Below are 13,585 nucleotides of genomic sequence, written 5' to 3'. Positions count from 1 at the left end.
AGTCTCTTGGTGTCATCTTGTCGCCCCGGAGGCCCGGTGCCCGTCCCCGACTTCCAGCGCCTCTTCGAGAAGAGCCCGGGCCTGTACCTCGTCCTCGCGCCGGACGCGGACTTCACCATCCTCGCCGTCACGGACGCGTACCTCCGCGCGACGATGACGCGCCGCGAAGACGTCCTCGGCCGGGCCCTCTTCGACGTGTTTCCGGACAACCCGGAGGACCCGCGCGCCAACGGCACCCACAACCTGCGCGCCTCGCTGGAGCATGCGCTGGCCACTCGCGCCCCGGACGTCATGCCCTTGCAGAAGTACGACATCCCCCGGCCCGGAGGCGGCTTCGAGGAGCGCTTCTGGAACCCCATCAATACCCCGGTCCTCGGAGAGGACGGGCAGGTGCGCTACCTCCTCCACCAGGTGGAGGACATGACGGAGGTGGTGCACCTCACGCGGCGCGGCGAGCAGGAGCGCGGCGAAATGCTGGCGCTCCAGCGCACCGCGCGCACCCGCGCGGACCTGCACGCGCTCATGGAGCACGCCCCCGCCGCCATGGCCGTGCTGCGCGGACCGGCCCACATCTACGACTATGCCAACGCGGAGTACCTCCAGCTCGTCGGCCGAGCGCAGTTGGTGGGCAGGCCCGTGCACGAGGCGCTGCCCGAAATCGCGGAGCAGGGCTTCATCGGCGTGCTGGACCGCGTGTACGCCACCGGCGAGCCGTTCATCGCCGACGAGCTCGTCGTCCGCCTGGACCGCTCGGGCACCGGCCACCTGGAGGACCGCTACGTCAACTTCGTCTTCCAGCCCACGCGCGCCCAGGACAGGGCCGTGGACGGCATCTTCATCCAGGCGGTGGACGTGACGGCCCAGGCGCGGGCGCGGCGGGAGGTGGAGGAGGAGCGGGCCCGGCTGCACGCGGTGCTGGAGAACGCGCCCATGGCGGTGGCCATCGCGGACACCACCGGCCGCGTCGTGCTCGCCAACAAGCGCATCGAGGCCGAGCTCCACCACCCGGCCCACGAGACGACCCGCCACGTGGACTACCACCAGTGGCCCATCCTCAAGCCCGACGGCTCGCCCATCGCGACGGAGGACTACCCGCTCCTGCGCGGCCTGCGGGGCCTGGAGGCCCACGGTGAGGAGCTGAGCTACCGCTTCGGCGACGGCAGCCTGGGCGTGGTGGAGGCGCACTACGGGCCCGCTCGCGACAGCCACGGCAACATCATCGCCTCCGTCGTCTTCTTCCGGGACATCACCCAGCGCAAGCGCCTGGAGGCCGAGCGGCAGAACTTCTTCGCGCTCGTGGAGCACAGCACGGACTTCATCGCCATCGCCTCGCCCGACCAGCGGCTCATCTACGTCAACCCCGCCGGCCGCGCGCTCGTCGGCGTGGAGGAGGCCGAGGTGCCCCACACCGTCATCCGCGACTACTGGGCGCCCGAGACGATGGAGGTGGTCAACCAGGTGCTCCCGCGCATGCTGGAGGGACAGACGGTCCGCTTCGAGGGGCTGCTCGTCCACTTCAAGACGGGCGAGCGCATCGACCTGGACGTGAGCACGCTCGGCATCGTGGATGCGCGCACGCGCGAGCCGCTGTTCCTCGCGTGCATCTGCCGGGACATCCGCCAGCGCCGCGCGCTGGAACAGGAGGCGCGCGAGCGCGCGGGCTTCGAGCAGCAGCTCATCGGTATCGTCTCGCACGACCTCCGCAGCCCCATCAGCGCCATCATCCTGTCCACCGCGACGCAGCTCCGGCGCACGGACCTGGACGAGCGGATGCGCCAGCCGCTGGGCCGCATCCTCTCCTCCGCCGAGCGCGCCAACCGGCTCATCCGGGACCTGCTCGACTTCACGCAGGCACGGTTGGGCGGAGGGCTTCCCACGCGGCCGGGGCCAATGGACTTCCATGCCTTCACGCGGCAGGTGCTGGACGAAATCCAGGTGTCCCATCCGGAGCGCGAGCTGCGCGTGGAGCAGCACGGAGACGGCGTGGGCGCGTGGGACGCGGACCGGCTCGCGCAGCTCGTGGGCAACCTGCTGGGCAACGCGCTCGCCTACAGTCCCGAGGGCAGCCCCGTCCGCGTGACGACGCGGGGCGAGGCGCGCGAGGTGGTGCTCGAGGTGCACAACACGGGCGCGCCCATTCCCGCCGAGCTGCTGCCGCGCATCTTCCAGCCCATGCAGCGCGGCACCAGCAGCGGCACGCGCAACCGCAGCGTGGGGCTGGGGCTCTACATCGTCGACCAGATTGTCCGTGCCCACGGCGGCAGCATCACCGTGGCGTCGCAACCGAACGAGGGCACCACCTTCACGGTGCGCCTGCCGCGCAGGCCCTTCTCGACGTCCAACTGAACGCGGACGTCGCAATGGCTCGACTCTTGCTGGGAACCCTTCAGCCAGGGGTGAGCCAATGGCGGAAGCCAGTGAGTTGCTGCGTTCGATGGTCGTGCTGCGCGGAGTGCCTCCGGACGAGCTGGAGGCGCTGCCAGTGGAGCGTGTCGAGCGGGCGTCCGGGCAGGCGCTCTTCTCCCAGGGAGACCCGGGGGACTCGGTCTACGGGGTGCTCACCGGGCGGGTGCGCATCGCAAAATCTGCGCGGGACGGGCGCGAGCTGTGCCTGGAGGTGCTGGGGCCCGGGGACATCATCGCGGCGGTGGCGGTCATCCGCCGCTGCCCCATGCCAGCGACGGCCACGGCCCTGGAGCGCACCGCCTGCCTCCGGGTCCCCGGGGATGCCTTCCTGCGCCTGCGCGAGCGGCACCCGGTGATGGCTCAGCGGTTGCTGGACGTGCTCTCACGGCGGCTGCTGGAGTCGGGCTGCTCGCGGCTGAGCCTCGCCACGGAGCCCGTGGAGGTACGGATGGCCTCCGCGTTGATGCGGCTGGCGGACAAGTTCGGCGCGGCGCGGGGTGGCGAGCTCACCTTCTCTCAGCGGTTCACCCGGCAGAACGTGGCGGACCTCGCCGGCACCACGGTGGAGTCGGCCATCCGGGTGATGAGCCGGTGGACACGCGAGGGCCTCATCCAGTCCAGCGAGGGCCGCATCACCATTCTCCAGCCGGAGGCGGTCCGGAGGCTGGCGGAGCCCCCACCCACGAAGTGAGGGCGCCGCTCCGAGTCAGATGTCGAACGCGTATTCGAAGGTGCCCAGGAGCTCCTCCCCTCGCTGCACCCGGAAGCGGAGGACCCATGCGCCCGACATGCTGAAGTTCACCCGGCCTTCGTAGAGGCCCTGGCCCTGGTGAATCGGGTCGACGTTGCCGGACGAGCCATGGCCCATGCTCGGCATCTCGGGCATGGCGGTGATGGTGAGGTCGGTGACCGGTGGGAAGGTCATCATGTCCGAGCCCGCCGCGTGCGCCGTCAGGACGTAGTCGTTGGTCCCCGTGGTGGGTGGCTTCGGGAAGTTCAGGGTGAAGTAGAGCCGCTGCGCGCCGGCGGCCTGCAGGCTGCGCCGGCTGTCCTTGTCGGCCACGGGGAGGTTCACCAGGGTGAGCGACGTCTTCCCCGCCGAGCCCGCCAGCGTGACGTCGACCCCGAGGTCCCAGGTCTCCGTGCCGCCGGACGGCATGGTGAAGACGAGCGCTCCCTCGAACAGTCCATCGGCGTTGGCCGTCGTGCCCGGGTCGATGCTCGGGCAGCCGTGCTGGTGGCCCATCATCTTCATCACCGGGTGCTGCGTGAGGGTGGCCCCCGTCACCGGCTGGCCGTCCTGACGGACCTTGTAGAAGACGCGGTTGAGGCCAACGGACAGGGAGTCCGGCGACCAGAGCTCGAGCGACACCGGGCCGGACGTGACCTCGGAAACCTTCGTCAGCGCCAGCGGTGGAGGAGCCGGGGTGTCCTCGCCGCAGCCAGAGCCGGCCACGGCGGACAGCAGGAACAGCACCCCAGTCAGTCGACGCATCAGGGTGTAGCGGGTCATCACAGGTGTCCTCCAGTGTCCTTGTCTTCGGGTTCCACCGCGGCACGGCCCTCTGGATGACCGCATGCGGTGGAGTCGCGGCCTCCCGCCCGCAGGGAGCGGGTGATGGCACAGCCATAAATGGGGGAGCGTTCCGGGAAGGGCCGCCGGGACAGGAAGCCCTCGATGGCCTCTTCGAGATAGGACTCTCGGCCGTGCACTCCCGGTTCGCGCTCGTTGTCAATCCAGCCGTGGAAGAGCACCGAGCCGTCGCGGCGCACGAGCACCACGCTCGGAGTGCTGCGTGCGCCCACCGCGTCGGCGAGCAACGCCCCGGAGTCTCTCAGCATCGGCACGGCGACGCCCCGCGCCCGCGCCACCCGGACCATCTCTTCCAGCGAGTCATCCGCGTTGCTGTCGACGGCCACGACGCCCACGCCACGAGCGGCATAGGTGGCGAGCAGCGCCTCGACGCGCGCCTGGTAGCGCCGCACGCAGGGACAGTTCGTGCTCCAGAAGACGAAGACGGTCGCCTCGCTCGGGTCGAGCACCTGCCCTACCGCCACGGGGCGTCCGTCCACCTGTTCGAGGAGCAACTGCCTCACGGGCCGGGCCGGGCCGGGCGAAGCGGTGGCACAGCCCACGGCGCACGCCAGGAGGAGCCCCCCCAGGAATGTCCGGGTGACACGGTTAGAAGAAGCCATGACGAACTCCCAATCCCCCGCTGAACCGCGCGGGCTTGTTTCGCGCCAGGCCCAGCCGGCCCAGGGCATCCGTCCCCACGTTGGCGCTGAGCGTCCAATGGGGTGAGAGCTTCCAGGAGGCGGACGCCACCGCATTGAGTCCCACGACCTGGGTGTCGGGGATGCGCTTCCCGCCGACGCGCAGCGCGTCTTCGACTTCGAGCGCGCCCTGCAGGGCGATGACGAGCGCGTCGGCCACCACCTCACGGCCCGCCGACGCCGCCACCTGGAGGCCGGGGCCGTAGCGCTGCCGCAGGTGGGTATCCGCCCGGGTGAAGGCCAGCGGCAACGTCGCGCCGACGTCGAGGCGCACGAACCAGGGCAGTGAGCTGCGCTCGACGGACGCCGCGAGCCCCAGCACCCACGCACCCCGCCCGGTCGCTGACGCGCCGAGGCTGTCGGTGGCTTCTTCGGGACGTCTCCCGGTAGGCCCCACCACGGAAGCGACGAGCGCCACGCCGGGCAGCTCCGCGTACTCCCCGACGGACAGGAGCTCCCAACGCACCCCGGCCTGGGCATCCCCGAGCCCCTGCCCCGTGGACACCGTGCCGTCCGGCGCGGCGCGCAGGCCCACCACCCAGGGAGCGCGAGCAAACACCTGCCACTCCTCGGTAAGGCGCAGCAACACCCAGCCTTCCACCCGCAGCTCGTCCTCACGCGAGTCGAGGAGCCGTGCGTGCCACTTGCCGTCGGTGTCCCAGCGCCCCGTGCCCCGGGCATAGGACGTGGACATCCCCACGGCGGCCTCTTCCCAGACGACCAGCCGCCCCACGCCGAAGACGGAGGCGGACAGACAGCACGCCGCCGCATGGACGGAGCACGGCAGCGCCACGGCGAGCACGACCGCGAGAAGGTGGAAGACCTGGGCACGACGAGCAGAAGGGAGTGCGCTCATGGGTCACGAGTCCTGCGCTCCCAATGCGCACGGAGTCGTCCCGAGAGCCCTGTGGCGAAATGTCGCAAGCACCTCGCCGGATATGACGGCGGTCATATCCCTGGCGTGCGGGTGGACATGCGTGCGCGGCAAGCGCCGCTGCGACACGGAAGGAACGTGGGTCTGGCTCGCGATGCGTCGACACCGTCAGCGCCCACGCCGGCACGCGGCGAAGGCCTTCAGGTCCATGCGCAGCAGCTCCGCGTAGCGGTCCGCCGCCTGACGCAGGCGTGCGGCCTCGTTCGGCGCGCTTCCGTCGTAGGACATCGCCGCCAGCGCGTGGTGGCCCCCTGGAAGGCGCGACACGCCTGTCGGTGGAAGCGCAGCACGTCGGGCGAAGGCACGTGGCCCTTGTGGCGCTCCACCGCCGCGCAGTCGTGTCCCAGCGCGGCCGCACGCGCGAGCAACGTGTCTCCGTCCTCACCCGTGCGAGCATGCTCCGCGTCGAGCACGCCCTGGGCCCACTCACCCACGCGGAGGAGCAGCGACACGAGGGCGGTGTGACGGGGCAGGCCCGGCGGCAGTGCCTCCACTTCACGCCGTGCGCTCACGAGGGCTCGCGCCTCCGACGCCGCATCCACCGTCTTCGGGTGGTCTCCGTACACGAGCATGCGGGCTCCGGCTCAGTCGTCGTCGTCGATGTCTTCGGCGGGCGGCGGATTGCGCAGGTGGCTGTAGGCGACGTCGGCCAGCGCGTTGAACTCGGGCATCTGCCATGGCAGCCCGTGCTTCACGCGCCAGCCCTCCGCCCACGCCATGAATATCCGGAGCTGTTCGGGGCTGGGAGACACCTGCCAGCGCTGCTTCTTCGCCAGCGTCAGCGCCTCCAGTGGCGGGTGCCCCAGCGCCACCATGCAGCACAGCGCCAGCAGCGCGCTGCGCCCCACGCCGTGCTCACAGTGGATGTAGACCTTGTGCCCCTGCTCCAGCCGCTGCGTCACCCACTTGACGCCGTCGTCAATCATGTCGCGGCGGATGGCGCGCATGTCCTCGGTGGGCAGGTGCAGCAACGTGATTCCGTGCTCGCGCAGCACGTGCTCGTCGTCCCGCTCCTCCACCCGCACGTCCACCACGTAGCGGATGCCCAGCTTGCGCGCGAGGTGCTCCGCCGCCTCGATGGGGAAGCGCCCCCCCACCGCCAGCGAGGGCAGCACCCAGTCCAGGTTCAGCCTCCGGAATGCCCCTCTCATGCGTCCACGGTAGGAACGCCCATCTCCTCTCGGGAGGGTCCCCGCCCGCACACGGGCCATTTCCAGACACGGCGGCCGTCCGCTCCTCCACGCCTCGATGCACACCCGGGCGAGCCGCGTCCCACACGGAGAGCACAGCCCGCCGGAGCTGTAGGTAAAAAACGCAGGGGGTACGCAACTATCGGCCTCGAATTTCGAGAATGAAGGCAAGTCCCACCCGGAATGCCCCCTCGGCATCCGCTCTCTCTTCGGAGCCCCCCATGAGCAGCTACCGCATCAAGTCCGGCGACACCCTCTCCGGCATCGCTCGTCAGTACGGCACGAGCGTCAGCGCGCTGATGAAGGCCAACCCGCAGATCAAGGACGCGAACCTCATCTACGCGGGCAAGTCCCTGAACCTCCCCGGCTCCAAGGACAGCTTCGAGCCCTCCAAGGGCGGCGGCAAGCCGGGCTCCTCGTCGGGCACCTCTGGCACCTCTGGCACCCCGGGGACGACGGGCGTCAACGGCGGCAACGCCCCCAACGGCAGCGCGTTCGACATCGCCAAGTCGCACCTGGGCAAGAACGCGGGCTCGCTCAAGATGGAGAAGAACGGCGTGGGCTCGGACATGGAGGACTGGGTCCCCAACAACGTCAACTGCGCCAACTTCGTCTCCGCGTGCCTGGAGCAGGCGGGCCTCATCACCAACGCGCAGCACGACAACAGCGTGATGGGCCTGATGGGGAAGCTGGACAAGGACCCGGACTTCAAGCGCGTGGACCTGAAGGACGCGAAGCCCGGTGACGTGGTGTCCATGAAGACGCCGGGCGGCCAGCACGTGGTGATGTTCGCGGGCTGGAAGGACGGCAAGCCCCAGTTCATCGGCTCCAACAACATCAACCCGGATGGCTCTCAGCAGATCTCCATCCGCTCGATGAACTACCCCATCATGGCCATCCACCAGCACCGCGGCTGAGACTTCCGCGCGGCACTGAGTGAGTCACGGGGCTCCGGGCTCCGTCCCACGGGACGGACGCGCGGGGCCCCGTTGGCTTTTCAAGGCTACGGCTTCGGCGCCAGCGCGAGCGCGGCCTGGAGCAGCGGACTGCGCGCGGCCGTCTTCCGCCACGCGGCGTGGATGAGGCCCGTGCCCGCGCCGGGCAGCGGCCTCGCCACCACGCCCGCCTCGCGAGGGCCCCCGGGCAGCAGCGACGCCAGCAGCGAGTAGCCGAGCCCCGCCGCCACGAAGCCGAGAATCGTCTCCGACGAGTCCGCCTGGTGCAGCCGCTTGGGCTTCACGCCCGCGCGCGCCAACGCCGCGAGCTGCAACTCGCGCAGGTGCTTGTCCGTGCTGTAGGCGATGAAGGCGTCGTCCCGGAGCTGCGCCAGCTTCAGGTGCGCGCTCTTCGCCTGCGGATGGTTCGAGGGCAGCACGAGGAACGGGTGCGTGCGCCCCACCTCGCGCGCCTCGATGTCGTCGGGGACTTCGGGCAGGTGGTCCACGACCAGGTCCGTGTCACCCGAGCGCAGCTCCTCCAGCGCGGGCACCTTGGACTCGAAGAGGGCCACCTCGATGTCCGGCCGCTTCGCCTGGAGCTTCCGCAGCCACGCCGGCAGCAGGTGGCGCAGCACGTGGCCCGAGGCGTGGACGCGCAGCGTGCCGCCCACCTCGCCCTTGCGCAGGGACTGCACCACGGAGTCGAGCGCCTCCAGGAAGGGCGCCACGTGCGCGTACAGCGCGCGGCCCTCCGGCGTGAGCACCACGCGGTCCTTGCCCACGCGCTCGAAGAGGGGCACGCCGACCTCGTCCTCCAGGCGTTTCACCTGCTGGTGCACCCCGGGCTGCGTTATTGGATACGGAAATGAGCGCGCCGCCCGTGCGTAGCCTTCCGCGCGCGCCACCCGGTAGAAGCCTTCCAGCCGCTGGAGCTGAATCATTCACTGGAAGTTATCAATGGCGCATGGACTAGTTCCATGCGCTTTACGAGCGGAAGGTGCATTGTCTTCTTCGTCAGCGAGCACGGCTCGCCCCGAGGAGGAAGCACGCATGTCCCGCGCCACGCCGAAGGTCGTCGTTCCCCACAGCTCCGCCTGGGTCGCCCAGACCTGGCTGTCCTTCGTCCTGTCCGTCGGAGTCACCGCCGTGGGCATCTGGAACCTGCCGGTGGACATCTGGGTGAAGTCCTTCCTCGGCATGGGGCTGCTCTTCACGGTGGGCTCCACGTTCAGCCTGTCCAAGACGGTGCGTGACCAGCACGAGATGGAGCAGCTCGGCACGCGCATCGACGAGGCCCGCGTGGCCCGGCTCCTCTCCGAGCACGACCCGGTGGCCCCGCCGAAGCTGTGACTCGAGCGCGACGGCTCAGCGCCTGGGACGCTTCAGGCAGTAGATGTTGGTATGGACCGTGACGAGCTCCCAGCCCTGCTGGCCCGCCGCCGTGAGCTGCGTGGCGATGCCTTGGGGAGCTCGCCCGCCAAAACCCACCGTGGGCTGAATGCAGTGATAGTCCCAGAGCGGAGTGCCTTCGGGCACCTGTGCGTCCGCCGGAGGAACCCACTGCACCCGGGAAGCGGCGCAGCCGGCCAGGAATGTGATTGCGAGCAGGAGATTGCGCCGGGTCTGGGATTGCATGTGCGGTCGCCTCGAAAGGGCTGGAGTTGGGGGCGGCATCGTAGCTTTCGGATTCGGATAGGGTGCGCACATGTTCCACGGGCTCACCCTGCTCCTCCCCGACAAGGCCGACTCGGAGCGCGATGCCGTCGCTCGCGCCTGGGAGGCGGGAAGCGGCACGGTGCTGAAGCTGGGGCGCTTCTGGAGCCCACCCGAGGTGGACCGTGCGCGGGTGCGCCTGTACGGCAACGACACGTTCTGCCTCGTGCTGGCGCAGAAGCTGAGCCTGTCGCTCGTGTCTCCTCCAGATGACCTGCTGCTGAAGGTCGACGCCGCGTGGGTGAAGCGCGAGGTGCGCGGTGCCACGCTGGAGCAGGTGATGGCGGAAGCGTTCCCCCGCTTCATCAAGCCGCTGGTGCCGAAGGTGTTCCGAGCCGCGGTGTGGCCGGGGCCGGAGGCGCTCGCGGAGGAGTGCCGGGGGCTGGCTCCGGACACGCCGGTGCTGTCGTCGGAAATCGTGTCACTGCGCGCGGAGGCCCGAGCTTGGGTGCTCGATGGACGCGTGCGCACCTGCGCGGTGTACGAGGGCAATGCTTCTGTGAAGGAGGCCGAGGCGTTCCTCGCCACCGTCGCTCGCGAGGCGCCGCTGCCGCGCACGTGCGTGCTGGACGTGGCGCGCATCGAGGGCAGTGGCTGGGCGCTGCTGGAGGCCAACGCCTCGTGGGGTGCGGGCCTCAATGGCTGCGATGCCACCGAGGCGGCCCACTGCATCGCCGAAGCCACGGTGGCGGCCTGACGTTCAGGGCGCGCCGCTTCCCTTCTGGAGGCAGACGAGCGCCTCTTCCAACAATGGCAGCGCGGCCTCCGTCCAGCCCTTCAGCTTCGCGCGCGGAGGCAGCGGGACACTCGGAGGAATGAGCCCCGCCAGCGCGGAAGCCCTCAGAGTCCGCCCGCCGCCGCGCGCGGAGAAGCCGCGCCGAGCACGGACTCCATCAACTCCCGCAGCGCACCAGGACGCCACGGCCGCGCCAGCGCGAAGTGCGTGAGGCACGAGGCGCTGTACGCCGCCGCCGGCTCCGGACGGAAGTGCGTGGACAGGAGGACGCGCGGGCCCACGAAGCCCCGCTCCACCAGCCGCACCAGGAACGTGGGCACCGCCGAGCGGTCCGCCGTGTCCAGGTCCACGACGAGCGCATCCGGCATCGCGCCCGCGTCCAGCCGCCGGTCCGCGGACGTGGTGCCCAGCGAGTGGATGAGCTCGAACCCCGACGCCAGCTCCCGGCCGATGGCCAGCCGTAGCAGGGGCGCCTCGGACACCAACATGACGCGCCGCCCCGTCGAGTCTGGCCGCGTCAGACGCAGCGCGCCCACCTCCATCAAATTGGGGGCGGGAAGGGACGGCATACCGATGGAGCGGGGGGCGGGGGCGTAGGACACACCCGGAGAGTACCCAGCAATAACGGAAATATCAAGCTTTGCTTCAATTCCCGTTCAATTGGGCGGCATGGACCCCGGCCCTGGTGAATCGGCCACGCACCGAGCCTTCAGGGACATGAACTCGTGTTCAGTATGTCAATCATGACTCCTGACCATCCGCACTGGAGCCCAATTGACCCTGTAGGCATGGGCCAGCAGGAGTACGCGGAGAGGCGCGCCCTGGTGCAGTGCCAGCACCGTCCCATCCGCGAGGACTCACGGCAGCTCAGTCGAACTCGAGCGCGCGCTGGAAGTCGGCGGGGTTCGACGCCGCGCCCTGCGCAATCTCCAGGGTGATGATGCCCTCGCGGTAGAGCTGGGTGAGGTGCTGGTCGAAGGACTGCATGCCGAACATGTCGCGGCCCTTCTCGATGACGTCCTTCAATTCGTTGGTGCGGTCCTCGCGGATGTACTGCTCCACGGACTTCGTCTGCGTCATGATTTCCAGCGCCACCGTGCGCCCCTTGCCCGTGGCGCGCGGCAGCAGGCGCTGGGAGATGGTGGCCTTGAGGCAGTCCGCCAGGCGCATGCGCACCATGGCCTGCTCCTCGGCGGGGAACACCGACACCAGCCGGTTGATGGTGCGCGACGCGTCCGTGGTGTGCACCGTGGAGAGCACCAGGTGGCCCGTCTCCGAGGCCTTGAGCGCGATGTCGATGGTCTCCGTGTCGCGCATCTCGCCCACCAGAATCACGTCCGGGTCCTGCCGCAGCGCCGAGCGCAGCGCCTTGGCGAAGCTCTCCGTGTCGGGGCCAATCTCGCGCTGGGAGATGGAGGACTTGATGTTCTTGTAGACGAACTCGATGGGGTCCTCGATGGTGAGGATGTGCAGGCTCTCGTTGCGATTGATGTGGTCAATCATCGCGGCGAGCGTGGAGCTCTTCCCCGAGCCCGTCGCCCCCGTCACCAGCACGAGCCCGCGGTCATTGCTCGCAATCTTCTTGAGGACTTGCGGCAGCCCCAGCGCGTCGATGTTGGGAATCTCGTCGGGGATGATGCGCAGGATGCACGCCAGCGAGCCGCGCTGCCGGTAGATGTTCACCCGGAAGCGCGCCACGCCCTGCACGCTGTACGACGCGTCGAACTCCTGCAGCGAGTCAATCTGCGCCTTCACGAGCTGGTCGCTGATGACGTGCATCGCGACCAGCTTCGTCTGGTCCGGAACCAGCTTGTCCATCTTCAGCGGCCGGAGCACGCCATTGACTCGGTAGATGGGAGGGTCTCCCGGCCGGAAGTGGATGTCCGAGGCGCCGTTCTGCACGCCCACCGAGAGAAGCTTGTTCAACGTTGTCTGGTCCACCGAGAAGAACCCCTCGCCAACAGCAGAGGCCGCGGATTCTAGGTGAATACGCGGGAAGGACCAGGGACCCCGAGCAGGCCCCACGCAGATGCCACCCGGAGGTATGGGTAATCCCATACCAGAAGGGGTGAGCCCGTACCCCGGCGAGGGCAGCCAGACGCTCGGGCGCCCGTTGGGCGTGGCACCACGGGCGCGGGCGTCACTCCGCGGTGACGAGGGTGAGCTCCGCGATTTCAGGCGCGGGCCCCAGGCGCAGCGGCGGGCCCCAGTAGCCGGTGCCCCGGTGCGTGTAGACGCGCACCCCGGCGATGGTCGCCAGCCCGCTGATGACGGGTTGTTGGAGCTTCACGAAGAACATGAAGGGGAACACCTGCCCGCCATGTGTGTGCCCGGAGAGCTGGAGGTCCACCGGCACACCCGCCTCGGCCACGCGCAGCGCCGTACGTGGTTGGTGCGCCAACAACAGCCGGGGCACACCGTGAGGCGCACCCGCGAGCGCCACGTCCGGACGGCTGGCATGCGCGGGGTGGATGTGGCCCGCGTCGTGGTCCGTCACGCCGGCCACGGTGAGCCGCGCGCCGTCGCGCTCCACCACGCGGTGCTCGTTCTGGAGGACGGTGAGTCGCAGCTTCGCCACCTCGGCCGCCCAGGCGAGACCGCCGTGGTAGTACTCGTGGTTGCCTGTCACGTAGAAGACGCCCAGGGCGGCGCGCAATTCGGCCAGCGGCTTCACCTCGTCGCGCAGCGCCTCCACGTGGCCGTCCACCAAATCACCGGTCACCGCGACGATGTCTGGCTTCAGCGCGTTGACCTGCTCCACCACGCGCCGCAGCCAGCGCCCGTCCAGCGTGGGGCCGATGTGGATGTCCGAAATCTGCACCACCTTCAGCCCGTTGAGCCCCGCGCCCAGCCCGGCCACCGGCACCGTCACGCGCTCCACGCGCGCACGGCCGCGCGCGGTGAAGAAGGCATACACCACCGCCGGCAGCGCCACGGCCAGCACCGCCAGCGCCCGGCCCCGTGAGAGCGCCAGCGAGTCATCCACCACGCCCGTCCCCCGCAGCACGAGGCCGATGAGGTCCGCGGCCACCACCGCGCTGATGAAGATGCCGAAGGCGCCCAGCCACACGTAGGCAACCCACTGGAGCGCGCGCGTCACCGCCGTGGGCTCGCGCCGCGACATGAACATGCCCACGGGCAGCGACACGAAGAGCAGCGCCACCAGCACCGGCCCCAGCACGCTCCACGGCCCGGGCCACTGGGGGCTCACGAAGAGGCGCACGGCGATGTACGCGTGCAGCCCGCCGAACAAGGTGAGGATGACACCCAGGGACATCAGCCAGCGCAGCAACACGCTCACGGGTAGCCGCGGCCTCGCCCCACGCTCCGCACGCTCCACGCCTTGGGACAGCTCCGCCACGGGCCGCGACCTCCGTCAGGGGTGACTCACACG

General features: G+C 69.8%; 15 protein-coding genes. 5 read left to right on the top strand and 10 right to left on the bottom strand.

Annotated elements, in window-relative coordinates; all coding sequences use genetic code 11:
* Window positions 1-36: 36 nt before the first annotated feature.
* Both ACVTJA_RS03415 and ACVTJA_RS03410 read left to right on the top strand, forming a co-directional pair.
* On the top strand, window positions 37-2,346 hold the full coding sequence (locus ACVTJA_RS03415) for a sensor histidine kinase (RefSeq protein ID WP_465833738.1): 2,310 nt from the start codon (window positions 37-39) through the stop codon (window positions 2,344-2,346).
* Between the two features lie 58 nt (window positions 2,347-2,404).
* Window positions 2,405-3,097 (top strand): Crp/Fnr family transcriptional regulator, encoded by a 693-nt coding sequence (locus tag ACVTJA_RS03410; RefSeq protein ID WP_465833736.1) that lies wholly within the window; start codon window positions 2,405-2,407, stop codon window positions 3,095-3,097.
* Window positions 3,098-3,112: 15 nt separating this feature from the next.
* On the opposite strand, the gene ACVTJA_RS03405 is transcribed toward ACVTJA_RS03410, so the two are convergent.
* The 5 genes from ACVTJA_RS03405 to ACVTJA_RS03385 all read right to left on the bottom strand — a co-directional run bounded on the left by ACVTJA_RS03405 (window position 3,113) and on the right by ACVTJA_RS03385 (window position 6,765).
* Window positions 3,113-3,919, bottom strand: a complete 807-nt coding sequence (locus tag ACVTJA_RS03405) for a FixH family protein (RefSeq protein ID WP_465833734.1) — start codon at window positions 3,917-3,919, stop codon at window positions 3,113-3,115.
* Window positions 3,919-4,602, bottom strand: coding sequence for a redoxin domain-containing protein (locus ACVTJA_RS03400; protein ID WP_465833732.1), 684 nt, complete (start codon window positions 4,600-4,602; stop codon window positions 3,919-3,921). Before ACVTJA_RS03400 ends, ACVTJA_RS03405 begins: the two co-directional genes overlap by 1 nt.
* Window positions 4,589-5,536: a hypothetical protein gene (locus ACVTJA_RS03395; protein ID WP_465833731.1), complete on the bottom strand. Its 948-nt coding sequence runs from the start codon at window positions 5,534-5,536 to the stop codon at window positions 4,589-4,591. The genes ACVTJA_RS03400 and ACVTJA_RS03395 overlap by 14 nt, the downstream gene beginning before the upstream one ends.
* A gap of 218 nt (window positions 5,537-5,754) precedes the next feature.
* Entirely contained in the window at window positions 5,755-6,186 is a 432-nt protein-coding gene (locus ACVTJA_RS03390) for a hypothetical protein (protein WP_465833729.1), read from the bottom strand.
* A gap of 12 nt (window positions 6,187-6,198) precedes the next feature.
* Window positions 6,199-6,765: a protein-tyrosine phosphatase family protein gene (locus ACVTJA_RS03385; RefSeq protein ID WP_465833728.1), complete on the bottom strand. Its 567-nt coding sequence runs from the start codon at window positions 6,763-6,765 to the stop codon at window positions 6,199-6,201.
* A 260-nt stretch (window positions 6,766-7,025) separates the two neighbouring features.
* Here ACVTJA_RS03385 and ACVTJA_RS03380 point away from each other — a divergent pair, with 260 nt between their 5' ends.
* Window positions 7,026-7,721, top strand: a complete 696-nt coding sequence (locus tag ACVTJA_RS03380) for a LysM peptidoglycan-binding domain-containing protein (protein WP_465833726.1) — start codon at window positions 7,026-7,028, stop codon at window positions 7,719-7,721.
* 86 nt (window positions 7,722-7,807) lie between these two features.
* Here ACVTJA_RS03380 and ACVTJA_RS03375 read toward each other — a convergent pair whose 3' ends face one another.
* On the bottom strand, window positions 7,808-8,683 hold the full coding sequence (locus tag ACVTJA_RS03375) for a LysR family transcriptional regulator (protein WP_465833725.1): 876 nt from the start codon (window positions 8,681-8,683) through the stop codon (window positions 7,808-7,810).
* A gap of 109 nt (window positions 8,684-8,792) precedes the next feature.
* Between ACVTJA_RS03375 and ACVTJA_RS03370 the strand changes: the two genes are divergently transcribed.
* Complete coding sequence (locus tag ACVTJA_RS03370) at window positions 8,793-9,092, top strand: YiaA/YiaB family inner membrane protein (protein ID WP_223758172.1); 300 nt, start codon at window positions 8,793-8,795, stop codon at window positions 9,090-9,092.
* Window positions 9,093-9,107: 15 nt separating this feature from the next.
* Here the strand turns inward: ACVTJA_RS03370 and ACVTJA_RS03365 are convergent, their stop codons facing one another.
* Complete coding sequence (locus tag ACVTJA_RS03365) at window positions 9,108-9,377, bottom strand: hypothetical protein (RefSeq protein ID WP_465833723.1); 270 nt, start codon at window positions 9,375-9,377, stop codon at window positions 9,108-9,110.
* Between the two features lie 70 nt (window positions 9,378-9,447).
* Here ACVTJA_RS03365 and ACVTJA_RS03360 point away from each other — a divergent pair, with 70 nt between their 5' ends.
* Window positions 9,448-10,152, top strand: coding sequence for an ATP-grasp domain-containing protein (locus ACVTJA_RS03360; protein WP_465833721.1), 705 nt, complete (start codon window positions 9,448-9,450; stop codon window positions 10,150-10,152).
* Between the two features lie 143 nt (window positions 10,153-10,295).
* Here the strand turns inward: ACVTJA_RS03360 and ACVTJA_RS03355 are convergent, their stop codons facing one another.
* The 3 genes from ACVTJA_RS03355 to ACVTJA_RS03345 form a co-directional block, all read right to left on the bottom strand.
* Window positions 10,296-10,679, bottom strand: a complete 384-nt coding sequence (locus ACVTJA_RS03355) for a hypothetical protein (protein ID WP_465833720.1) — start codon at window positions 10,677-10,679, stop codon at window positions 10,296-10,298.
* Window positions 10,680-11,058: 379 nt separating this feature from the next.
* Window positions 11,059-12,117, bottom strand: coding sequence for a type IV pilus twitching motility protein PilT (locus tag ACVTJA_RS03350; protein ID WP_465833718.1), 1,059 nt, complete (start codon window positions 12,115-12,117; stop codon window positions 11,059-11,061).
* Window positions 12,118-12,331: 214 nt separating this feature from the next.
* Window positions 12,332-13,552 carry a metallophosphoesterase gene (locus tag ACVTJA_RS03345; protein WP_465833716.1) on the bottom strand — a complete coding sequence of 407 codons (1,221 nt, stop codon included), beginning with the start codon at window positions 13,550-13,552 and terminating at the stop codon, window positions 12,332-12,334.
* Between the last annotated feature and the right edge of the window lie 33 nt (window positions 13,553-13,585).

The sequence above is a fragment of the Pyxidicoccus sp. M6 genome (assembly GCF_055568925.1).
This window is presented reverse-complemented; position numbering and strand designations above follow the sequence as displayed.

Excerpts from the sequence above, each read along its gene's own strand:
- ACVTJA_RS03370 (WP_223758172.1), top strand. The coding sequence starts at position 8,793 with ATGTCCCGCGCCACGCCGAAGGTCGTCGTTCCCCACAGCTCCGCCTGG.
- ACVTJA_RS03360 (WP_465833721.1), top strand. The coding sequence starts at position 9,448 with ATGTTCCACGGGCTCACCCTGCTCCTCCCCGACAAGGCCGACTCGGAG.
- ACVTJA_RS03405 (WP_465833734.1), bottom strand. The coding sequence starts at position 3,919 with ATGACCCGCTACACCCTGATGCGTCGACTGACTGGGGTGCTGTTCCTG.
- ACVTJA_RS03355 (WP_465833720.1), bottom strand. The coding sequence starts at position 10,679 with ATGTTGGTGTCCGAGGCGCCCCTGCTACGGCTGGCCATCGGCCGGGAG.
- ACVTJA_RS03385 (WP_465833728.1), bottom strand. The coding sequence starts at position 6,765 with ATGAGAGGGGCATTCCGGAGGCTGAACCTGGACTGGGTGCTGCCCTCG.
- ACVTJA_RS03395 (WP_465833731.1), bottom strand. The coding sequence starts at position 5,536 with ATGAGCGCACTCCCTTCTGCTCGTCGTGCCCAGGTCTTCCACCTTCTC.
- ACVTJA_RS03410 (WP_465833736.1), top strand. The coding sequence starts at position 2,405 with ATGGCGGAAGCCAGTGAGTTGCTGCGTTCGATGGTCGTGCTGCGCGGA.
- ACVTJA_RS03365 (WP_465833723.1), bottom strand. The coding sequence starts at position 9,377 with ATGCAATCCCAGACCCGGCGCAATCTCCTGCTCGCAATCACATTCCTG.
- ACVTJA_RS03400 (WP_465833732.1), bottom strand. The coding sequence starts at position 4,602 with ATGGCTTCTTCTAACCGTGTCACCCGGACATTCCTGGGGGGGCTCCTC.
- ACVTJA_RS03380 (WP_465833726.1), top strand. The coding sequence starts at position 7,026 with ATGAGCAGCTACCGCATCAAGTCCGGCGACACCCTCTCCGGCATCGCT.
- ACVTJA_RS03375 (WP_465833725.1), bottom strand. The coding sequence starts at position 8,683 with ATGATTCAGCTCCAGCGGCTGGAAGGCTTCTACCGGGTGGCGCGCGCG.
- ACVTJA_RS03390 (WP_465833729.1), bottom strand. The coding sequence starts at position 6,186 with ATGCTCGTGTACGGAGACCACCCGAAGACGGTGGATGCGGCGTCGGAG.